General features: G+C 69.1%; 18 protein-coding genes. 6 read left to right on the top strand and 12 right to left on the bottom strand.

Features of this window, described 5'->3' with window-relative positions; genetic code table 11:
* The first annotated feature begins 59 nt into the window (after nt 1–59).
* Nucleotides 60–1,559, top strand: coding sequence for a MocR-like pyridoxine biosynthesis transcription factor PdxR (gene pdxR / locus WFH23_RS09350; protein WP_336662324.1), 1,500 nt, complete (start codon nt 60–62; stop codon nt 1,557–1,559).
* Here pdxR and WFH23_RS09355 read toward each other — a convergent pair.
* From WFH23_RS09355 to paaA, 7 genes are all read right to left on the bottom strand, one after another.
* Nucleotides 1,532–1,906 (bottom strand): PaaI family thioesterase, encoded by a 375-nt coding sequence (locus tag WFH23_RS09355; RefSeq protein ID WP_336662370.1) that lies wholly within the window; start codon nt 1,904–1,906, stop codon nt 1,532–1,534. The genes pdxR and WFH23_RS09355 overlap by 28 nt on opposite strands.
* Nucleotides 1,907–1,983: 77 nt before the next feature.
* Nucleotides 1,984–2,775, bottom strand: coding sequence for an enoyl-CoA hydratase/isomerase family protein (locus tag WFH23_RS09360; RefSeq protein ID WP_336662325.1), 792 nt, complete (start codon nt 2,773–2,775; stop codon nt 1,984–1,986).
* A gap of 16 nt (nt 2,776–2,791) precedes the next feature.
* Nucleotides 2,792–3,895 (bottom strand): 1,2-phenylacetyl-CoA epoxidase subunit PaaE, encoded by a 1,104-nt coding sequence (paaE, locus tag WFH23_RS09365; protein WP_336662326.1) that lies wholly within the window; start codon nt 3,893–3,895, stop codon nt 2,792–2,794.
* Between the two features lie 7 nt (nt 3,896–3,902).
* Complete coding sequence (gene paaD / locus WFH23_RS09370) at nt 3,903–4,412, bottom strand: 1,2-phenylacetyl-CoA epoxidase subunit PaaD (RefSeq protein ID WP_336662327.1); 510 nt, start codon at nt 4,410–4,412, stop codon at nt 3,903–3,905.
* Nucleotides 4,406–5,245: a 1,2-phenylacetyl-CoA epoxidase subunit PaaC gene (gene paaC, locus WFH23_RS09375; protein ID WP_336662328.1), complete on the bottom strand. Its 840-nt coding sequence runs from the start codon at nt 5,243–5,245 to the stop codon at nt 4,406–4,408. Before paaC ends, paaD begins: the two co-directional genes overlap by 7 nt.
* Nucleotides 5,242–5,547 (bottom strand): 1,2-phenylacetyl-CoA epoxidase subunit PaaB, encoded by a 306-nt coding sequence (gene paaB, locus WFH23_RS09380; RefSeq protein ID WP_090145939.1) that lies wholly within the window; start codon nt 5,545–5,547, stop codon nt 5,242–5,244. The genes paaC and paaB overlap by 4 nt, the downstream gene beginning before the upstream one ends.
* 72 nt (nt 5,548–5,619) lie before the next feature.
* The gene (gene paaA / locus WFH23_RS09385) at nt 5,620–6,585 is read right to left on the bottom strand and encodes a 1,2-phenylacetyl-CoA epoxidase subunit PaaA (RefSeq protein ID WP_336662329.1); all 966 of its coding nucleotides are present in this window, start codon (nt 6,583–6,585) and stop codon (nt 5,620–5,622) included.
* Nucleotides 6,586–6,756: 171 nt separating this feature from the next.
* Between paaA and paaI the strand changes: the two genes are divergently transcribed.
* The 3 genes from paaI to WFH23_RS09400 all read left to right on the top strand — a co-directional run bounded on the left by paaI (nt 6,757) and on the right by WFH23_RS09400 (nt 9,334).
* Entirely contained in the window at nt 6,757–7,224 is a 468-nt protein-coding gene (gene paaI / locus WFH23_RS09390) for a hydroxyphenylacetyl-CoA thioesterase PaaI (protein WP_090145943.1), read from the top strand.
* Nucleotides 7,225–7,250: 26 nt separating this feature from the next.
* On the top strand, nt 7,251–8,603 hold the full coding sequence (paaK, locus tag WFH23_RS09395; protein ID WP_200330641.1) for a phenylacetate--CoA ligase PaaK: 1,353 nt from the start codon (nt 7,251–7,253) through the stop codon (nt 8,601–8,603).
* Between the two features lie 74 nt (nt 8,604–8,677).
* Nucleotides 8,678–9,334: a TetR/AcrR family transcriptional regulator gene (locus WFH23_RS09400; RefSeq protein WP_090147301.1), complete on the top strand. Its 657-nt coding sequence runs from the start codon at nt 8,678–8,680 to the stop codon at nt 9,332–9,334.
* 15 nt (nt 9,335–9,349) lie between these two features.
* Here the strand turns inward: WFH23_RS09400 and paaZ are convergent, their stop codons facing one another.
* Genes paaZ through WFH23_RS09420 form a run of 4 tightly spaced genes read right to left on the bottom strand, consistent with a single transcriptional unit; the run spans nt 9,350 to nt 14,254 of the window.
* On the bottom strand, nt 9,350–11,389 hold the full coding sequence (paaZ, locus tag WFH23_RS09405; RefSeq protein ID WP_336662330.1) for a phenylacetic acid degradation bifunctional protein PaaZ: 2,040 nt from the start codon (nt 11,387–11,389) through the stop codon (nt 9,350–9,352).
* Between the two features lie 41 nt (nt 11,390–11,430).
* Nucleotides 11,431–12,309 (bottom strand): 3-hydroxyacyl-CoA dehydrogenase family protein, encoded by an 879-nt coding sequence (locus tag WFH23_RS09410; RefSeq protein ID WP_336662331.1) that lies wholly within the window; start codon nt 12,307–12,309, stop codon nt 11,431–11,433.
* Complete coding sequence (locus tag WFH23_RS09415; protein WP_336662332.1) at nt 12,306–13,052, bottom strand: enoyl-CoA hydratase/isomerase family protein; 747 nt, start codon at nt 13,050–13,052, stop codon at nt 12,306–12,308. The genes WFH23_RS09410 and WFH23_RS09415 overlap by 4 nt, the downstream gene beginning before the upstream one ends.
* A complete protein-coding gene (locus tag WFH23_RS09420; protein ID WP_336662333.1) occupies nt 13,049–14,254 on the bottom strand; it encodes a thiolase family protein in 1,206 nt (401 codons plus the stop codon). Before WFH23_RS09420 ends, WFH23_RS09415 begins: the two co-directional genes overlap by 4 nt.
* Nucleotides 14,255–14,530: 276 nt before the next feature.
* Between WFH23_RS09420 and WFH23_RS09425 the strand changes: the two genes are divergently transcribed.
* The gene (locus WFH23_RS09425; RefSeq protein ID WP_336662334.1) at nt 14,531–15,403 is read left to right on the top strand and encodes a DMT family transporter; all 873 of its coding nucleotides are present in this window, start codon (nt 14,531–14,533) and stop codon (nt 15,401–15,403) included.
* Here WFH23_RS09425 and WFH23_RS09430 read toward each other — a convergent pair.
* Complete coding sequence (locus tag WFH23_RS09430; RefSeq protein WP_336662335.1) at nt 15,400–17,253, bottom strand: sigma-70 family RNA polymerase sigma factor; 1,854 nt, start codon at nt 17,251–17,253, stop codon at nt 15,400–15,402. The genes WFH23_RS09425 and WFH23_RS09430 overlap by 4 nt on opposite strands.
* Nucleotides 17,254–17,558: 305 nt before the next feature.
* On the opposite strand from WFH23_RS09430, the gene WFH23_RS09435 reads away from it, so the two are divergent.
* Nucleotides 17,559–21,743, top strand: coding sequence for a DUF5979 domain-containing protein (locus WFH23_RS09435; protein ID WP_336662336.1), 4,185 nt, complete (start codon nt 17,559–17,561; stop codon nt 21,741–21,743).
* Nucleotides 21,744–21,793: the final 50 nt, after the last annotated feature.

A 21,793-nucleotide genomic window follows, 5' to 3' on the forward strand; every position in this document is an offset into this window, starting at 1 on the left:
TGAACTGGTTGTACCGTTACTCCAGAAACGTTCGACTTCAGTAGACCAGAAAGGCAGTGATGCGGCATCGGATCCCGGTAGACCTCGTTCTCGACACGGGGGTGCCGCCCGGGGTGACCGCGAGGGAGCACCTGGTGATCCAGCTGCGCGACGTCGTGCTCGCCGGGCAGATCGCGGCAGGCGCCCAGCTCCCGTCCTCGCGATCGCTCGCGGCTGCGACCGGATACTCCCGGGGCACCGTCATCGCCGCGTTCGAGGAGCTCATCGGCGAGGGGTACTTCCAATCCATACCGGGATCGGGCACCTTCGTCGCTGCGGACCTGAGCACCGGCTCCGTGCGCCGGGCGGCGCCGGAACGGGCGCGAGCGGACCGCGGACTCGCCGCGCCTTCCACGTCGAGCGGTGCGACCTCCCCTCACACGCAGAACCTCTCGCCGGGAAGCCCATCGACGCGCTTCAGCAGCACTCGGGAGTGGCAGACCGCCTGGCGCCGGGCACTCCGGCGCGAGCTCCCCTCGGTGCCGCCGCCGCCCGCGGGTGACGAGCGCCTGCGAGAACTCATCGCCGATCACCTCCTGCAGGCCCGCGGGGTGCAGTGCGGGCGAGACGACGTGCTGCTCACCGCCGGCACGAATGACGGGATCGGGCTGCTGATGCACGGGCTCAGCGCTGAGGGCCCCGTCGGCGCGCGGATCGCGACCGAGGAACCCGGGTATCCGGCATCGCGCCGGGTGATCCGGAGACTCGGCGGGCAGTCGATCGCCATTCCGGTGCGCGACGGCGGGATGGACGTCGAGGAGCTGCGCTCGCGGGGCGGGCGGTTCGCGGGGGCGCTGCTCACTCCGAGCCATCAGTATCCGCTCGGCGGGCGCATGCCGGTCGCCGCCCGGCTCGCCGTTCTCGACTGGGCGCGCGACCATGACGCCCTGGTGATCGAGGACGACTACGACAGCGAGTTCCGGCACGGCGCCCCGGCGCTGCCGGCGATCGCATCGCTCGACGACGAGCGCCGCGTCGCGCTGGTCGGCAGCTACTCGAAGACGCTCTCGCCCTGGCTTCGGTGCGGCTACGTCGTCGTGACGAATCCGGAGATCCGCGAGCGAGCGATGGCGGCGCGCGCCGACCTCGGGCTTCCGCTCTCGGGAACGGTGCAGCATGCGCTCGCGGAGTTCTTGGAGAGCGGCGGCCTCCGCAGGCATCTCGCCCGGGTCGGACGCGAATACGCGCATCGGCGCACGCTCGTCATCGCCGCGTTCGACGGGGTGCCTGGGGTCGCCGTGCACGCGGTCGAAGCGGGCCTGCACGCGACGCTGACATGGGAGCCCGGCCCGTCAGCCACTGCGGCGGCGCGCGGTCTCGCGGCACGAGGGGTGACCGTGGCGCCGCTGCACACCTACTACGACGCTCCAGCGAACGCGCCCCATGGCCTCGTGCTCGGCTACGGAGCGTCGACCGATGTGCAGCTGCACGATGCCCTGCGGCACATCACCGACGTGCTCGTCGGGCCGGGGAGCGCGACCACGGCCGACGATCAGGGCTGCAGGTCCGTGCGGGCGTGATCCGGCATCGGCTTGATGAGGTTGCTCATGCGCATCGTGCAGCAGCGGCGGCCGGCCTCGTCGGTGACGACGATCTCGTGCACGGCGAGACTGCCGCCCAGGTGCACCGGCGTGCAGACGGCGGTCACGAAGCCTTCGGTCGCCGACCGGGTATGGGTCGCATTGATGTCGACGCCCACCGCGAGGCGGCCGGGGCCGGCATGCAGATTGGCGGCGAGCGATCCGAGCGTCTCGCCGAGCACCACGTAGGCGCCGCCGTGCAAGAACCCGACGGTCTGGCGGTTGCCCAGCACCGGCATGCGGCCGACCGTGCGCTCGACGGCGAACTCGAGGAACTCGATCCCCATCGCCTCGGCGAGTTCGCCGGCCCCGTTCGCGGCCACCCAGTTCTCGTCGGCGGCCGGGGCGCCTCGATCGGCGCCGCTCACGCGTGGGTTCCTCGCCGCGAGCCGCCCGTGAACTCCGGACGTCGTTTCTGCTGGAACGCCGCGAAGCCCTCGCGGTAATCGTCGGTGTCGCAGAGGGCGGCCTGCACGCGGTTCTCGTGCGACATCGACCCCCAGAGGCCGAGCCGTTCATCGCGCAGCTCGGCGACGAGCGCTTTCGACGCGAGATACGCCTCGGTGGCGCCGCGGGCCGCGCTCGCCGCAGCAGCCCGGGTCGACTCGAGCACCTCGGAGTCGGGCAGGGACTGCGAGAAGAGGCCGGCTGCCACCGCCTCGACGCCTGACATGAGGCGTCCCGTGTAGATGAGGTCGAGGGTGCGGTGCGCCCCGAGGCGTTCGAAGAAGAGCGCATGCCCACCCGAGTCGAGCGTTGCGCCGAGGTTCGCGAAGGGGCTGCCGATCTTTGCGGTCTCGGCCACGTAGACCACGTCGCTCGCGATCAGCAGACCGAGCCCGACGCCGAGACACGCTCCGTGCGCGACGGCGAACGTGGGGGCGGGGAAGCGGCTCATGCGTTCGAGCAACGGCTGCACGAGATCGTGGAGATAGCCGAGCACATCGTCGGAGCGGGGGTCGACGCCGGAGATGTCGCGCCCTGCGCAGAAGGCGCGCCCCTCGCCGCGCAGCAGGAGTGCGCGCACCCGCTGCTGTTCGGCCTCGGCGTAGGCCTCGGAGAGCTGGCGGATGTCGTCGGGCCCGAGCGCGTTCAGCCGCTCGGGGGCGTCGAGCGTGATCTCGGCGATGTCGTCGGCGACGGTCAGGGTGATCATGCTGGCTCCGATCGGGTCACGCGTCGTAGTCGACGACCACGCGGTCTGATTGCGGGTGGGATTGGCAGGTGAGCACGTACCCGCGCTCGAGCTCTTCGGCCTCGAGCGCGTAGTTCTCGGTCATCGACACCGATCCGGTGACGACTCGCGCGCGGCAGGTGCCGCAGACGCCTCCGGCGCAGGCGAACGGCACGTCGCTGCGCACGCGCAGTGCCGCGTTCAGGATCGTCTCACGTGCCGCGACCGGGCTCTCGACCGACGCGGAGGTGCCGTCGAGGGTGAAGTCGATGGTGATCGTCTCTTCTCCGGTGCGCACCTCGACGGGTCTCGCCCGCGTCGGAGCGGGCTCGCCCGTGGAGAACAGCTCGAAGCGAACATGCGATGCCTCGACGCCGTGCTCGGCGAGGAGGTCGCGGCACAGCTGCACGAGCTCGAAGGGGCCGCAGAGCACCCATTCGTCGGCCATGCCGACCGGGATCACGGTGTTCAGGATGGTGCGCAGTCGCTCCTCGTCGAGGCGGCCCGACATCACGGGGGCTGACCGCTGCTCGCGCGAGAGCACGTGGTGGATGGCGAAGCGCTGCGGAAAGCGGTCTTTCAGATCCGCGAGCTCTTCGACGAACATGACGTCGAGGGAGGAGCGGTTCGTGAAGAGCAGGTCGAACCTGCTGGTCTCGCTGTGGGTGAGCACGCGATGCGCCATCGTGATGATGGGCGTGATGCCGGAGCCTGCGGCCACGCCGACGACGTGCCGGCCGTCGAGCTCGTCGAGATTCGAGGTGAAGGCTCCCTGCGGGGTCATCACCAGCAGCGTGTCGCCGGCCCGCAGGGACTCGTTGGCCCAGCTGGAGAAGCGGCCTCCGAGGTCTCGTTTGATCGCGACCGAGATGCGCCCGAGCGTCGGGGGCCTACAGATTGAGTACGAGCGGCGAAGGTCCTCGCCGTCGATGGTGGTGCGGAGTGCGAGGTACTGCCCGGCGAGGTACGTGAACTCTGGCGCGAGCTCGTCTGGCACCTCGAAGGTCACCTCGACGCTCGATTCGGTCAGCGGGCGCACTTCCGCGACTCGCAGCTCATGGAATGTCGCGCGCTGCTTCGCGCCGAGATTGATGGCGGCCATGGTGCTCCTAGTGAACCTTGAAGTAGTCGAACGGCTCGAGGCAGTCCTGGCACTCGTAGAGGGCCTTGCAGGAGGTGGAGCCGAAGCGGGCGATCTCGCGGGTGCGGGTCGAGTGGCATCGCGGGCACTTCACGGCGAGCGCGACGGTGATCGGGCCACGGCGCCCAGCCGCACGGAAGTCGGGGGGAGCGATGCCGTAGGCCTCGAGCTTGCGCTTGCCCGCGTCACTCATCCAGTCGGTGGTCCAGGCCGGGCTGAGCGTCGTATCGACGCGCACCTGCGGGTAGCCGGCCTCGTGCAGTCGCGCGGCGACGTCTTCGCGCATCTGATCGATGGCCGGGCAGCCCGAATACGTCGGTGTCAGCACGACGCGCACTTCGGCGTCGGTGGCCACCACCGAGCGGAGCACTCCCAGGTCTTCGATGGTGAGCACGGGCACTTCGGGATCCGGCACCTGCGCAGCGATATCCCACGCCAGCGCCGCTGCTGGTTCTGCCGGGCGCAGCGGGGTCACCATGACGCTCCCGGGTGCCGCCGCGGAAGCCACTGCATCTCGGCGAGGATGTAGCCGAGGCGCGTGCTGTGCTGGCGCTCGCGCCCGCGCGCTCGGGCGGGCTGCACGTCGGGGAGCTCGAGTTCGGCCTCGGAGAGCACGGTGCGCACGGTGTCGTCGAAGCCCGCTCGGAGGTCGCTCGGTCGCGCGGCGATGCCTGAGAGGCGGTCGATGAGCGGATCGTCGGCGAAGAGCTCGTCGACGTACGGCCACAGGTCTCGCAGCGACATCGTGATGCGCTCGCGCGACTCCTCGGTGCCCAGGGCGAGGCGGAGGATCCACTGAGCGGAATGGTCGAGGTGGTAGCGCACCTCCCGCTCGGCCTTCCCGGCGATCGCGCGGAGTGTCGCATCGGTGCTCGAGAGCAGCTGGCGATACAGCTCGGCTTGATAAGCGGAGAAGATGAACTGACGGGCGATCGTGTCGCCGTAGTGCCCGTTCGGCTGCTCGACGAGCCAGCAGTTGCGGAACTCGGGCTCGTCGCGCCAGAACGCGAGGTCGTCTTCGCTGCGACCCGTCGCGCTGCCGGCGTAGCGCAGCAGCGATCGAGCGTGACCCAGCACGTCGAGCGCGATGTTGCTCAGGGCGAGGTCCTCCTCGAGCTCGGGCCCGCGCGACACCCACCACCCGAGTTGCTGGGAGAGGATCAGCGCGTCGTCTCCGAGACGCAGGGCGTACTCGGCGACGTCGGGTGTCGCTACCTCGCCGGAGCCGGTCAGCTCGTCGGCGAGTTCGAGGTCGTCGACGCTGACGTCGCCGTGGAGGTCGGCGGCGGCCGCGGCGGGCCCGGTGCTCACAGGTGCTTCACCCCTTCCGCGCGCGAGTAGTAGACGGCGTGCCTGAAGTTCTTGCCCGCCGGTGACTCGAAGAACACGCCCTTCGAGTCGGGGTCGCTCGTGGTGATCGCCGCCGCGGGAACGACCCAGATCGAGACGCCCTCGTGGCGTCGTGTGTACAAGTCTCGTGCGTTGCGCAGCGCCATCGCCTCATCGGGTGCGTGCAGCGATCCGGCGTGCACGTGGCTCAAGCCGCGGTTGGCGCGGATGAACACCTCCCACAGGGGCCAGGACTCCGTGCCCGTCTCTCCGGGTGTTGACATCTGTGTCTCCTCGTAACGTGTGCGTACTGCCTACTGCCTACTGCGTACTGCGTGCTGCGTGCTCGGCCGAGGTCAGGCCGCGAAACGGCGGCGATCCTGCATCTTCTGCGCGTAGGCGGCCGCGGCCTCGCGCACCCAGGCGCCATCGTCGTGCGCGTCACGGCGATGCCGCAGTCGCTCGGCGTTGGCCGGCCCGCGACCCGCGAGCACCTCTTCGAACTCGGCCCAGTCGATCTCGCCCATGATCCACTGGCCCGACTCCTCGTCGTAGCGCAGCTCCGGGTCGGGGCACTCGAGCCCGAGCGCCTCGAACTGCGGCACGCACATGCCGACGAAGCGCTGGCGCAGCTCGTCGTTCGAGAAGCGCTTGATCTTCCACGCCATCGACTGCGCGGAGTTCGGCGACGCGTCGTCGCTGGGGCCGAACATCATGAGCGACGGCCAGTACCAGCGATCGACCGCATCCTGCGCCATCTGCTTCTGCTCCGGGGTTCCGTGCGAGAGCTCGTACAGAATCTCGAATCCCTGGCGCTGGTGGAACGACTCCTCTTTGCAGATGCGCACCATCGCACGGCCGTAGGGGCCGTACGACGCGCGGCAGAGCGGCACCTGGTTGCAGATCGCGGCGCCGTCGACGAGCCAGCCGATCGCCCCCATGTCGGCCCACGTCGGCGTGTGGTAGTTGAAGATCGATGAGTACCGGGCTCGGCCTTGGATGAGCGCGTCGGTCATCTCCTCTCGAGTGATGCCGAGCGTCTGCGCGGCCGAGTAGAGGTAGAGCCCGTGGCCCGCTTCGTCTTGCACTTTCGCGATGAGGATGGACTTGCGCTTCAGGCTCGGTGCGCGGGTGATCCAGTTCGCCTCCGGCTGCATGCCGATGATCTCGGAGTGCGCGTGCTGGGAGATCTGCCGGATCAGGGTTCGCCGATACTTCTCGGGCATCCAGTCGCGGGGCTCGATGCGCTGCTCGTCGGCGATCAGGGCGTCGAAGCGCTCCTGCTCAGCGGTCTCCGTGAGTTCTTCAGTCGTCGTTGCCATCTGGTGCCTCCTTGCATCGGTGCAATGCGCTGCGACTCTCGCTCTGGGTGGAACAGTGGTGGTAGAGTTTCCAATGGAATTACTGACCGACCATTCAGTCAGTATACGCTTCCCCGCCCGTGACTGCAAAGGGGAGTGAGCCTTCCCGCAATCGACGCAACGGAGCGCCATATGAGTTCACCGACGAACGTTTCGCCGCACGGCGGCATCGAGGATCGCATCGCCTTCGACCCGAGCTGGTCCGCAACCGCCATGCTCCGCTCTGACACGGCCAAGACGGCCTTCGGCATCCGACTCCAATCGCTCGAGCGCGGCAGAGCCGAGCTGTCGATGGCGGTGCGGGACGACATGGTCAACGGCTTCGGCATCACCCACGGCGGCATGGTCTTCACCCTCGCCGACACCGCCTTCGCCTACGCCTGCAACGAGGGCGAGAACGCCGTCGTCGCATCCGGCGTCGACATCACCTTCACCCGAGCCAGCCGAGCAGGCGACACGCTCACCGCAGTCGCCGAGCGGCGGTGGGTGTCGGGCCGCAACGGGCTCTACGACATCACCGTCCGCGACCAGCACGGCGACACGATCGCCGAATTCCGAGGCCGCTCGTTCGCCACCGACCGGCCGCTGCCCGCCTCCTGAGACTCCGAATACGAAAGAGCGCACCCATGATCACTGAGACTCACGCACCCGCGATCCCAGCCGCCCCTGCCACGCGCGCAGCCACTGAGGACGCCCCCATCGAGGCCGGCCTCCACCCGGCCGAGCGCCTCACCCGCGCCGAACTCGAGGCGCTGCAACTCGAGCGTCTGCAGTGGACGGTGCGCCACGCCTACGAGAACGTGCCGTTCTACCGCGAGAAGTTCGCCGCAGCCGGCGTGCATCCCGACGACATCCGCTCCCTCGCAGACATCGAACGGCTCCCGTTCACGACGAAGAGCGACCTGCGTGATCACTACCCGTTCGGGCTCTTCGCCGTTCCGATGGAGCAGGTGCGCCGCGTGCACGCATCGTCGGGCACGACCGGGCGGCTCACGGTCGTCGGATACACCGAGCGCGACCTCGACAACTGGGCGGACCTCATCGCGCGATCGCTGTACGCCGCAGGCGTGCGGCCCGGCTGGCGCGTGCACAACGCCTACGGCTACGGCCTCTTCACGGGCGGGCTCGGCGCCCACGCCGGCATCGAACGCCTCGGCTGCATGGTGATCCCCATGTCTGGCGGCCAGACCGAGAAGCAGGTGCAGCTGATTCGCGACTTCGAGCCCGACGCCATCATGTGCACGCCCAGCTACCTGCTGACGATCGCCGACGCGTTCGAGCGGGCCGGGCTCGACCCGCGCGGCACGAGCCTGAAAGTGGCGATCTGCGGAGCAGAGCCCTGGACCGAGGCGATGCGACGCGAACTCGAGGAACGCATGGACATCCGCGCCGTCGACATCTACGGACTCTCCGAGATGATGGGTCCGGGCGTCGGCAGTGAGTGCGTGGAGACGCAGGACGGTCCCCACATCTGGGAAGATCACTTCCTGCCCGAGATCATCGACGATCAGCTGCAGCAGGTGAGCGACGGCGAGACCGGCGAGCTCGTCTTCACGACGCTGACGAAAGAAGCCTTCCCCATGATCCGCTACCGCACACGCGACCTCACCTCGCTGCACGCCGGCACCGGCCGCCCGGCCCACCGCCGCATCGCCAAGATCACGGGACGCAACGACGACATGATCATCCTGCGCGGCGTCAATCTCTTCCCCACCCAGATCGAGGAGATCGCGTGCGAGGTCGACGGGCTGACGAGCCACTTCGTGCTCGAACTGACGAAGCGGGGGGCGCTGGATCACCTCACGATCAAGATCGAGGCCGATCCAGATGCGCACCCCGACGGTGCAGACGCCGCGCTGCGACGGCTGCAGAAGTGCGTGAAGGATCGGATCGGAGCGACGATCGGCGTGGAACTGGCGCCGATCGGGTCGCTGCCGCGCTCGGAGGGAAAGCTCAAGCGCCTCTACGACCTGCGGTAGATTTGCGTGCAGCGCGGAAGACCGCGCTCACGCTTCTGGAGGTGCGGGTCACCGAGCCTGAGGGGAACAGATCCATGGAGAGCTCGGACGCAGCACCCCGCAGGGGCCGACCGGGATACGACCAGAGCAGCATGCTCGAAGTCATCGTGCAGGTCTTCACCGACCACGGGTACGACGCTTCGTCGCTCGGCATGATCTCGAACAGGCTGGGGCTCTCAAAGTCGGCGGTCTACCACCACTTCGCCTCGAAGGCCGAGATGCTCGAGATCGCGCTCGAACGCGCCCTCGGCGCGCTGGAGCGCGTGTTCGACGAGGCCGAGGGGCGCGACACCGCCGAGGGCGGGGAACGCGAGGCGTCCGGTCGAGCCGATGCGGTGGGGCAGATCCGGGAGATCGTGCGCGCCGCCGTGCTCGTCGCCTGCGAGCAGCAGCCCTATCTGATTCTGCTGCTCCGCCTGCATGGCAACTCCGACGTCGAGCTTCGTGCGCTCGAGCGGCGCCGTGCGCTCACCGCGCGGCTGCGCGCCATCTTCGAGCGGGCGCGCAGCGAGGGCGCGCTCCGCGACGACCTCGATCCAGGGCTCGCCGCCCGCTTCACGTTCGGCCTCGTGAACTCGCTCGTCGAGTGGTACCGGCCGGATGGCCCCGAGACCCCCGACGCGCTCGCCGACGCGGTGCTCGCCTACGTGCGCTCCGGGCTGCGGGTCAACGAGGTCGCCGACTTCAGATGACCCCGCCCGGGGCTGTCAGGCGGCCACCGCCTCGTGCGTCTTCGACACCAGCGTCAGCACGTCGTAGGTGGCGACGATCTCGCCCTCCTGGTTCGTGAGCACCGCGTCCCAGTGCACCTCGCCGTACTCGTCCGTCTCGCGCGGAATGATCTGCTTCGCCGTGAGCGCGACTCTGATGCGGTCGCCCGGCGATACGGGCGTGATGAAGCGGAGGCTCTCGAGGCCGTAGTTCGCGAGCACCGGCCCCGGCTCGGGTGAGACGAAGAGGCCTGCGGCGAATGACAGCAGGAGGTAGCCGTGCGCGACGCGGCCCGGGAAGAAGGGGTTCGCAGCCGCGGCCGCCTCGTCGGTGTGGGCGTAGAACGTGTCGCCGGTGAAGTCGGCGAAGTGCGCGATGTCGTCGAGGGTGATCTCGCGCTCCTCCGATACCACCCGATCGCCGACGCGCAGCTCCTGCAGCGATTTGCGGAAGGGGTGCGCCTCATCGCGCGTCGCGGCTCCTGCGTGCCACACTCCGGTGATCGCGGTGAGCATCTCCGGGCTGCCCTGGATCGCCGTGCGCTGCATGTAGTGGAACACGCTGCGCACGCCGCCGAGCTCTTCACCGCCGCCCGCACGGCCGGGGCCGCCGTGCACCAGGTTCGGCAGCGGCGAGCCGTGGCCGGTCGAGCTGCGCGCGTCGGTGCGGTCGAGCACGAGCATGCGTCCGTTCGCTGCAGCGCTCATGCGCGTGAGGCCGGCGACGAACTCGGGGTCGGCCGAGGCGACGCTCGTGACGAGCGAACCGCCGCCGCGCACGACGAGCGCGGCCGCCTCCTCCGGCGTCGCGTACCCGATCACCGAGGCCACAGGCCCGAACGCTTCGGTGTCGTGCACCCGGGGCGCCCAGGCGTCGTCGAAGCGGAGCAGGATGGGCTCCAGGAAGGCCGTCTCCTCGCCCGGATTCTGACCGTCTCCGAGCGCGATGCGACCACCGCCGTCGACGAGCGCCTGCACCTGCCGCAGCACCTCGTCGCGCTGCTCGATCGAGGCGAGCGCGCCCATGGTGGTCCCGTCCGCGCGCGGATCGCCGACGACGACCTTCGACGCGATCCGGTCCCGCACGGCGGCGATGAGCGGGTCGACCAGCGTGAGCGGCACGATGGCACGGCGAATGGCGGTGCACTTCTGCCCGGCTTTCGAGGTCATCTCCGTGACCAGCTGACGCACGTACGCGTCGAACTCCGGCGTCCCAGCCACCGCGTCCGGGCCGAGCACCGAAGCGTTGATCGAATCGGTCTCCGCGCTGAAGATCACCCCTCCGGCCTGCACTGCGTCGTGGCGGCGCAAGCCGTCGGCCGTCGATGCCGAGCCGGTGAATGCGACGACGTCGCCGAGACGCGCATGGTCGAACACCTCGCGGATCGATCCTGTGACCAGCTGCAGGGATCCGGCGGGCAGCAGCCCGGATTCGACCATGATGCGCACGAGGTGCTCGGTGACGTATGCGCCCGGCGTCGCCGGCTTCACGATGGTGGGCATGCCGGCGAGGAAGGCGGGCGCGAGCTTCTCGAGTGCGCCCCACACCGGGAAGTTGAAGGCGTTGATCTGCACCGCGACGCCGGGGAGCGTGGTGCGGATGTGCCGGCCGAGAAACGTGCCGTCCTTCGACAGGGGCTCGACGGGACCGTCCAGCTGCACGCGCGCGTTCGGCAGCTCGCGCCGCCCCTTGCCTGAATAGGTGAAGAGCACGCCGATGCCGCCGTCGATATCGACCCAGGAGTCGGCCTTCGTGGCGCCCGTTCGCGTCGAGAGCTCGTACAGTTCGGCCTTGCGCTCGGTCAGGGCCAGCGCGAGCTGCTTCAGGATCACCGCGCGCTGATGGAAGGTGAGTTCGCCCAGATGGCGCTGGCCGACCGTCCGTGCGTATTCCATCGTGCCCGCGAGGTCGAGACCTTCGCTCGACACGAACGCCACCGGTTCTCCCGTGGTCGCGTCGCGCACCTCCGCGCCTCTGGTGATATCGGCCGGGCTCCACCATGCGTCGTGGACGTAGCTCTGCAGCGTGCGGGTCATCGGTGACTCTCCTGTCGTGCTGGTGCTGGTGCTGGTGCTGGTCATGCTGGCCAGGTGTAGAAGCCGCGGCCGCTCTTGCGTCCGAGGCGCCCGTCCGCCACCAGGTCGCGCAGCAGTTGCGGCGGGGCGAACGTCGGGCCGAGATCGCGTTCGAGCTGCTCGGCGATGCCGAGTCGCACGTCGAGCCCCACGATGTCGGTGGTGCGCAGCGGACCGACGGGGTGCCGGTAGCCGAGCTCCATCGCCAGGTCGATATCGGCGGCCGAGGCGACGCCCTGCTCGACCATGCGGATCGCCTCGAGCGCGAGCGCCACACCGAGGCGGCTGGAGGCGAATCCGGGCGCGTCGTGCACGGTGATCGGTGTTTTGCCCAAGGCGCGCGCCCAGCCGGCCGCGATCGCGGGCAGCTCGGGCGCGGTACCGGCGCTCACCACGACCTCGATGAGCGATGAGGCCGGCACCGGATTGAAGAAGTGGAGGCCGACGAACCTGTCCGGGCGGTCGAGGGCCTCGGCCAGTCGGGTGAGCGGGATCGACGAGGTGTTCGACGCGATCACGGCATCGTGCGGGAGCTGCCGCTCGATCTCTGCGAGCGCCTCGGTCTTGAGCTCGAGCGATTCCGGCACCGCTTCGATCACGAGCGAGCAGGCGCCGAACGCGGTGATGTCGGTCGCGACCGTGAGCGCCTGCTTGAGCAGCGCAGCGTCGCCCTCGTGCCCGCGCGCGATCGATGCGTCGATGCTCCGCTCGATGCGCTCGCGCGCCGAGTCGGCTGCCGCGACGTGCTGCTCGACCACCACCACGTAGGCTCCCGCGAGCAGGAAGGCGTGCGCGATGCCGCCGCCCATGCGGCCGCCCCCGAGCACGCCGACGCGCGATGGAACGGTATCGATGCGCGGATTCTCGTTCGCTGCGTTCATCGCTGCTGCTTTCGCTCGAGGAAGGCGGTCATGCGCCGATGCTTCTCCGGGCTGTCGAAGAGGATCGCCTGTTCGGTGAGATCGACCTGCGGGTGGGCGGAGCGGGGCGCGCCGAGCACGCGCTTCGACGCCTGCACCGCAGCCGGGTCGAGTGCTGCCACGCGCTTCGCAATGGAGACCGCCGTCGCGAACGCCGCGTCGCCGTCGGCGTGCAGATGGGTGACGATTCCGGCGGCGAACGCTTCGTCGCCTGACAGGAGGCGGCCGGTGAGCACCATCTCCGCGGCGATGCCCTCGCCGGCGATCTCCCGCAGCCGCCAGCTCGCTCCTGCCGCCGCGATGATGCCGAGGCCGGGCTCCGGGTTGCCGATCGTGAGGGACTGCGCGCCGATGCGGATGTCGGCGCTGTACGCCAACTCCGCGCCGCCGCCCAGCGTGTGCCCCTCGAGCACCGCGATCACCGGCATGGGGAGGGCGTGCACGCGCATGAACGCGCGGGTGTTGATGCCTGCGCGGGCGTCAGCGGCAGTCCGCTCCCGCAGCTGCGCGATGTCCGCGCCGGCCGCGAAGGCGCCGCCGGCGCCCCGCAGCACCAGCGTTCGAGGGTGCGCTTCGAGCGAGGCGCACAGCTCGTGCAGTGCGTCGATCACGGCCAGGTCGATCGCGTTCCGCTTCTCGGGCCGATCGAGTGTCGCCAGCACGAAGTCTCCGCGATCCTCGACGCGCAGGGCCGCGCCGGTCATGAGGCCACCCGCTCGATGATCGTCGCCGTTCCCTGGCCGACGCCGACGCACATCGTCGCGAGGCCGTAGCGCGAGCCCTCGCGCTCCATCCTGGCGAGGAGCGTCACGAGGAGGCGCGACCCCGAAGACCCGAGGGGGTGCCCCAGCGCGATGGCGCCGCCGTCGGCGTTGACGCGGGCGGGATCGAGACCGAGCCGTCGCATGCAGGCGAGCGACTGCGAGGCGAAGGCTTCGTTGAGTTCGATCGAGCCGATGTCGTCGATCGTGAGCCCAGCGCGGGCGAGTGCCTTCTCCGTCGCGGGAACCGGCCCGAGTCCCATGATCTCGGGGGCGAGGGCGACGGAGACGCTGGTCACGATGCGGGCCCGCGGCCTCAGACCGTGGCGCTCGACAGCCTCGGCGCTCGCCACGACGACCGCCGAGGCGCCGTCGTTCAACGAGGAGGCGTTGCCCGCCGTCACGACGGTGCCGCCGTCGACGACCGGGCGCAGGTCGGCGAGCACCTCGATCGATGTGCCCGGCCGCGGTCCTTCATCCGTGTCGACGATCCGGGCCTCCCCGCGTCGTCCTGCGACCGCGACCGGCACGATCTCCTCGATGAAGCGGCCGCCTGCGATGGCTGCCAGGGCGCGGCGATGGCTTTCGGCGGCGAACGCGTCGGCGTCCTCCCGGCTCACGCCGTCGACCCGGGCAACCTCCTCAGCGGTCTCGGGCATCGAGTACGTCGCCTTGTCGCGGCGCTGCAGCTCGGGGTTCGTGAAGCGCCAGCCGATGGACGTGTCGAATTGGGCGCCGGGTTTCGCCCATGCCCGATCGGGCTTCTGCTGCACCCAGGGCGCACGGGTCATCGATTCGACGCCGCCGGCGACGATCAGGTCGGCGTCGCCTGCGCGAATCGCCTGCGATGCGTTCGCCACCGCGGTCATGCCCGACGCGCAGAGTCGATTCACCGTGTAGCCGGGCACGCTGTCGGGGAGACCAGCGAGCAGGACGGCCATGCGTGCGACATTGCGGTTGTCCTCCCCGGCCTGGTTCGCAGCCCCGAGGATCACCTCATCGATCTCAGAGCCGGGAATCGCGGCTCGTTCGGCCGCCGCGCGCACCACGATCGCGGCGAGATCGTCGGGGCGCATCGCGGCGAGAGCGCCCCCGTGCCGGCCGACCGGCGTGCGCACGCCGCCTACGAGAAATGCCTCTGGCATGGGCGGTGACCTCCGTGTCTGCCCGAGTCAGTCGAATTAGTGACTGACCGTTCGGTAATGAATACCAGAATAGGGGGCCGCGTCACCGCGCGCAAACACGCCCCGATACCGCGTTCCGATACCGGTCGCTGCGAATCGCGCCTTTCCGGCCTTCTGCCCGAGCCGGAAATGTCTCTACGGTGAGCAGAGGCCGATGACGGGGAGCATCGGCTGATCCGATCAGCCACGTTCACTTGAGAAGGCCACCATGACGCGCACCGCACCCGACGGCGATTCGTGAAGGCGGCCGACCGCGGAGCGCTCGTCTTGGTCGCACTGCTCTGGGGCGTCAACTTCGTTGCGGCGAAAGCCGCCCTCGCATCCTTCACGCTGTGGGAGCTGCGCGTCATCACCTTCGGCGGCGCCGCCGTCGTCTTGGTCGCGATCGCCCTCTGCACCCGCACCAGACTGCGCATCGGCGATCCTAGTGACCTGGTCCGCCTGCTGATCGCAGGCGCGTTCGGGATCGGAGGGTTCGGCGTGTTCTCGGCGCTCGCGCTGCTCAACACCACCGCAGGGCGCGCCACGATCTGCGTCTACACCATGCCGATCTGGGTCGTGCTGCTCGCACGCTTCGTGCTCCGCGAACCGATCACCGCGAGACGGTCGGCCAGCCTCGCCCTCGGTGCTGCAGGGCTGGTGATCCTCGCGTGGCCGCTGCTCGGCACCGGCGACTGGCTCGGCGCGCTCTACGCGCTGGCCGCCGCGGTGAGCTGGGCCATCGGCACCGTGTACCTGAAGCGCATCGATGTGGACGCCCCTCCGATCGCGACGACCGCATGGCAGCTCGTCGCGGCTGCTGCGGTCTCACTCGTCGGGCTCGTCCTCGACCCGAGGACCGCTCCCTTCCTATTGACCGGCAGCGCAGCCGCAGGGCTCGCCTACAACGCCCTGCTCGGCACCGTGATCGCGTACCTGATCTGGTTCGGGCTCCTCCAACGGATCTCGGCGGGTGCTGCGGGCCTTGGAAGCCTCCTCGTGCCGCTCTTCGGAGTCCTCGCCTCCGCGGTGCTCCTCGGGGAGATCCCCACGGCGCCCGACCTCGTCGGCCTCGGCCTGATCCTCGTCGCTGCGGCGATCCCGCTCATCGCACCCGCGAAGCGCAGCTAGCAGGTGGTGTCGGGCGTCACCGTCGTCCACGGTGAGTGCCTGCCGTCGAGCGAGAGCAGTCGCATCTCGATCATGACGTCAGTGATCGGAGCATCGTGCAGCCCGTCCCACTGCGAGAGCGGAGTGAGGGAGGGTGTCCACCACCACGGATTCGGGTCGGGATCGGTGCCCGTGAATACGTTCTCGAAGACGACGCCGGAAGGGTCCTGCACGCTGGGATACGCAATGAGGAGCACGGGAGCAGTCGACGGCAGCTGCGTGATCCGCGCCTGCAGCGCGCCCGCCGTCGACGACGTTCCGGTCAGCACGAAACCCTGGTCCGGGTTCTCGGCGTAACAGGCGAAGCCGACGAGCAGCGTGGGATCGGCATCATCGACCGGCTCGCCGCCGGAATCGCCGCCCGCGTCTGCGTCCGCACCGCCGCTCGCATCGGCGTCCGCGGTCGATGCGGCTGTGTGCGCTCCGGTGGCTCCCGCATACGCGCCCCCGGCGGAACCGGATGCACCGGATCCGTCGCTCGACGCGGTTCCCGTTGAGTCGCCCTCCACGCTGCCTGATCCATCGGCCGAGGCATCACCTGTCCCTCGCGAATCGCCCGACTCATCGCCGGCAGGGTCGGGACCCTCGGAGGGCCCCGGGACCGGTGCGGGTTCGACGCCCAGAATCTCGACGAACGCTCGGCGATCATCGTCCGCTCCGGTGTGCTCGCGCTGATCGGATGACTCAGAGCCCCCATCCCCGGAGTCGGAGTCGGAGTCGGAATCCGAGTCGGAGTCGGACTCCGCTCCGCCGCCGAGCGGCGCATCTGCGGCGTCACTCGACGACCCGGGCGCTGCTGCCGAGATCCCGGAGCCGGTGGCGGCAACGGGTGCCGTCGACGCGCTCAAGGCCAGTGCCGCGGTCACCACGGCGGCGATGCCGACGATGGTGGCGCCGGCGATCACCGCGGTTCTCGCGGGTGCGCTCGAGAGATGCTTCCGGATCGTGCCGCCGGTACTCGCGGCCGCCGGCGTGCTCCCGGTGAAACCGCCCAGCAGGGCGGTGGCCGAACCGCCGCCGACGAAGATGGTCGCCAGGATGAGGGCGAGCTTGCGGTTCAGGAGCGCGACCTCATCGGCGGCTGCGGCGCACGAGCGGCAGGTCTGCAGGTGCGCCTGCACCGCGCGCGAGCGCGCACTCGTCAACTTTCCGCGTTGATACCGCTGCAGATCCTGCAGCGTGGATTCGCACTCGGCGGAGGCGAGTTCGCGCTGCACGTGCGCTTCGACCCATGCGGATGCCAGAGCCTCGCGGGCACGTGAGGCGAGGGCTGACACGGCGTTGGGCTTGATCCCGAGCAGCTGCGCCGCCTCTCGAGGGGGCAGACCCTCGACTTCGGTGTACCAGAGCACCGATTGCCAGCGCTCGCTGAGCGAGTTGAAGGCCTGCGCCGCGGCGTTGCGGTCGAACGCATGGTCCTCCCACGGATCTGCTTCGGGGATCTCGTGGGATTCGTGCAGTTCTGCAACGTGCGTCTCCGGGCTGCGGAGCTTGTCTGCGGCGACCGACTGCACGACCCGGTACAGGTACGGCCGAAAGGCGCCGTGCGGCCCCCTGCCCTTCTCGATGCTCTCGATGATCTTCAGGTAGGCGTCTGACACCACGTCTTCCGCGTCCAGCGATGGCGCGATGCTTCTGGCCGCAACGATCGCCGGCCGAACGTGCCGCTCCCACAGCACGGCGAGCGCCGCGGAATCTCCTGCCCGGTACGCGGAGAGGAGGTCTTCGTCGGAGTCGTACTGCTGGTCGGCCACGATCTCATCCTCCTTCGCGCTCCCGATGTTGCGATGCCGGAGAGCACCCCGATGCATTATGAGTCCTTTTCTCTCGGAATGCACGTCTTCCCCGGAATCCGCGCCACGCCATCGCGGGATCTCCGGTACGCGACCTGAGCGGGCTCCGGAGAGTTTTCTCGAGCATTTCGTGAAACGTGCGTCACGAAACGGGGCGTGCGCCGTGTTATCGGTGAGTCGGCTCCTGTGGACCGTTCCCCGACGTACTCCGGGAGCCGACCGTTGCCTGCTCCGAGGCGCCCGAGACATTCCACGGGCGCCCCGGAATCGCCGCGTCGACGCGGTCCATCCATGCCACGAGCACGAGGAGAGTAAGCGCGCACATGCGTTCCCACAGCACACACGGACATCAGGTCCGCCCCTTCCGAATCGGAAGGATCATCTCAGCGCTGACCGCGGCGCTGCTCGCCGTCAGCGGTCTGCTGACGATTCCCGCGGCGGCGAACGCCGCTCCGAACCCCGAGATCGCCGTCACGAAAGTGGTGATCGGCGCGGGAAGCGGGCCCGACGGGCAGTTGGTCGTCGGCGACACGGTGTCGGTCACGGGCAGCTGGGATGCGGCCGCGGCGGACCCGCAGCCGGGAGACGTCTTCACGATCGGCCTTCCCAAAGAACTGCGGATCCCGGCCAACGTGCCGTTCTCGCTGAGCGGGCCGACGGAAACGGGAGAGGTCGTCGATTGGGCGACGTGTCTCGCGGACGCGTCGACGGGGATCGTCACGTGCACGCTCACCGAGGAAGTCGCGCTGTATCCCGAGCTCGTCAGCGGCGAGTTCGCGTTCGACGTCACGGCAGTGGAGGCGACGGACGAGCAAGCCCTCGTCTTCGACCTCAACGGGCAGGACGTCCCCGTCGAGCTGCCCGGTGGCGGCGGAATCGATGACGGCATCGAGATTCCGGACACCTGGAGCAAGACGGGCGAGATGAACGCCAACAACTGGTCCATGAAATGGACGATCGACCTCCCGGGCTCGCGCATGCAGGCCCACGACGTCATCAACGTCGCCGACACGCTCGGAGCGGGGCACGCGCTGTGCACGCCGTCGAACATGAAGGTGGAGACGGTGCGAGGCAGCGCCGTCGCCGACGTGACGAGCGTCGCCGAGATCGTGCCGGGCGCGGATGCGCAGCACTTCACGATCAAGCTCACTGCTCCCGAAGGCGGCTTCGATCCCGACGTGACGTACCGCATCACCTACGACACCTGCACGCCCGACGGGCAGATCGACCCCGAGAGCACCGAGTACACGAACGAGGCCAGCATCGATGTGTGGGGCGAGTCCTCTGGCATCATCGGGCTGCATCCGCGACCGTGGCAGGGGTCGCTCACCAAGTCGGGCACGGTGCTCGGCGGTGGAGAGCGCAACGGAAAGATCGCTTGGACGGTGAGCGTGCCGGGCGACCAGCTGCTGGGCAAGGACGGCTTCGTGTTCAGCGAACAACTCGGAGCCGGGCACGAGGTGTGCAGCGACACGATCAGCGGGATCAGGATCACCGAGCGCTACGGCCCGAGCAATCAGCTCCAGCGCGACGTCACCGGAATGCTCGCCCCGACTGTGACGTCTTCCTCGGCGCAGGCATTCGCGATCGATTTCGACATCTCCGATCCGGCATTCTCCTTCAAGGCCTCGGACTACCGGTACGTCATCACCTACTCGACGTGCGTGAGTCAGGACGGGCTGCCAGCAGGCGGCACCGCGTACACCAACCAGGTAGAGGTCGACGGTCAGGTCGCCGGCACCGAGACCAAGGTCCCCGGACGATCCGAGGGCAAGAACGGCGCCATCAACGGCAGGTCGGTCACGCTCGACGGCGTCGAGCACCTCCCGCAGACGACCATGAACTGGAACATCACCGTCCCGGGCGAGCGGCTCTCGGCGGTGGACAGCGACCTCGTCGTCACGGACACCCTCTCAGGTGCGCACGAAGTGTGCGTCGCCGGTGATCCCACGAGCGGATTGGCTTCGCAGCTCGGCCTGAAGGTCGAAGCTCGCGACCAGGTCGGAAACGGGGGGCTCGCGACTGTCGATCTCACCGACTCCGTGACCGCGTCGCACGAGGATGGGGTGATCACGCTCGCGATCCCGCGCCCGACGCTGGCGCAGCCCGGTGGGGGCCAGGCGACCGGGTTCAGCGCCGAGTACCAGTACGTGATCAGCTACACGTCGTGCACCTCGAGCGGTGGCATGGACGCGCCGGGCACCTCGTACGGCAACTCCGCCGAGGTCGCTGGGAAGACGTATGAGAAGTCGGTGACGCAGAGCAACCGCGGCAGCGGCACGGGTCAGGGCGTCTCACGCGGTTCGGTGGGGATCAGCAAGACCCTCGCCGACACTGCGGGAGCAGCATTCGTTCCCGAGGGCACGATGTTCACCGTGCACGTGCAGGAGATCGATCCGCAGGGCCAGATGCAGCTCGAGTACGACCTCCAGGTGCCGTTGAACGGCGATCGGATCAGCGGCCCGAACTCGCGCGGCCTCGGCTGGACGGTGGCGCTGTCAGAACCGACCTTCCCGGCGATCCCCGGCGTCGTGTTCGGTGATCCCGTATTCGCCGAGGGCGACGGCGTCACGGTGGGCGACGGCGGCAAGACCGCAGTCGCGGCACTCACACCGGGCCGCAACATCACCGTCGACCTCATCAATGAGGCGCAGCTCGGTGGTGTGTCGCTGGTGAAGCAGGTCGCAGGCGGGGCGGCGAGCCAGGTCGACACGGATCGCGCCTACGAAGTGACCGCGGCGATCGATACGACCGCGCTGGGCGAAGGGTTCCCGAAGCAGGCGGATCGCACGGTCACCGTGCGGGCCGGAGCACCCGTGCTCATCGATGATCTGCCGATCGGGGCGACGGTCGCGTTGAGCGAAGCGCGCCCGGTCGACGATGACCGGTTCACCTGGGGCGACCCGGTCTTCTCCCCGGAGAGCATCACGATCACCGGCGACCACGCAACGGCCCCAGCGGTCGTCACCCTGATGAACAGCGTCGAGCGGACCGTGGGAACGTTTTCGATCGTGAAGAACGTGACCGGCGCCGAGGCTGATAATCCGGCCGTGCCCGATGCGGTGACAGTCACCGCGGTCTGGGAGCAGGAGGGCGTACCCGGCTCGAAGACCCTCACGGTGCCGACCGATGGCACGCCCCTCGAATTCGGCGAGCAGTTGCTGGTCGGCACGCAGGTCGAGTTGATGGAGGCTCCGCTCGAAGATGCTTCTGGCATTGCGTGGGGGGCACCCGTCTGGTCCGGTGACGGCGTCGTCGTGACCGAAGAGTCGGCGACCGTGACGATCGGGCGCGACGCGAGTGCGCAGGTGTTCTTGGAGAACCACGCTGCGACGTCAGTCGCCGGCATCAGCGTGCTCAAGGGGCTCGGAGGCGCGGCAGCGGGAGAGGTCGATCCCGAAACGCAGTTCCCGGTCACCGCTACGTGGACCGACGCAGACGGTGAACAGTCGAAGGAGCTCACGATCAACGCGGTCGAACCGACTCCACTGGGAGTCGACCTTCCCGCTGGCACCGTCGTCACGATCACCGAGGGCGACCGCCCCGGCATCGACACCGTCATCTGGGACACGATCGCCATCTCCGGCGACCGGGTGACCGATAACGGTGACGGCAGCGCTGAGATCGTGGTCTCGGATCAGCAGGGCGAGATGACCCTGGTCACCGTGGTGAACGAGGCGACGTGGGCACCGGGCACCTTCTCCGTGGCGAAGCATGTCGACGGCGTCGAGCTCGGAGCGGCGGGCGTCCCCGAGTCCGTCGCGGTCACCGCTTCGTGGTTCGAGGCCGGTGAGCCGCACTCGGCAGAGCTCGCTATCCCGACCGACGGCACTCCGGTGCAGTTCGACGGGAGCCTTCCGCACGGCACGGAGGTGACGCTCTCCGAGGCTGCCTCCGATGACACAGATGCGTTCAGCTGGAACGCTCCCGAATGGGAGATGGATGGACTCGTCGTGCACGACGACGGCACCGCCACCCTCACCATCGGGGCCGCGCAGACGCTGGCCGTCGACCTGATCAACACGGTGACGCCGAAGCTCGGAAGCCTCTCGGTGACCAAGTCGCTCACGGGCGACGGTGCATCGCAGGTGCCCGCGGACACCGTGTACCCGGTGAGCGCGAGCTGGACCGACCTGATGGGTGAACCCCAGCGCGTCGAGCTCGAGCTCGTCGCCGGCGAGCCGACGGTGCTCGACGGGTTGCCGCTCGGCACAGAGGTGACATTCACTGAAACGGCGGCGGATCTGCCCGCAGCCGTCAGCTGGGTCGTAGCGGACTGGTCGACCGAGTCGGCGGGTGCGTCGATCGACGGAGCGGGCGAGCGGATCGTGCTCACCGTCACGGGAGACGCGGGTGCTCAGGCGCTCGTCGATCTCGAGAACGAGATCGGGGTCGCCCCCGGGCTCGCGGTGACCGGCGGTGAGTTGCTCACCGGTGCTCTGCTCGCAGCCGGGCTCGTGGCCGGTGGGGTGCTGCTGCTCCTCGCACGGCGCCGTCGCGCGCTGTAAGAGACGCATCTGACAGGGGCGGCCCGGGCGAGAGCCCGGCCGCCCCTGAT

The sequence above is a fragment of the Leucobacter sp. USHLN154 genome (assembly GCF_037145595.1).
In the GTDB taxonomy this organism is placed as follows: Bacteria; Actinomycetota; Actinomycetes; order Actinomycetales; family Microbacteriaceae; genus Leucobacter; species Leucobacter alluvii.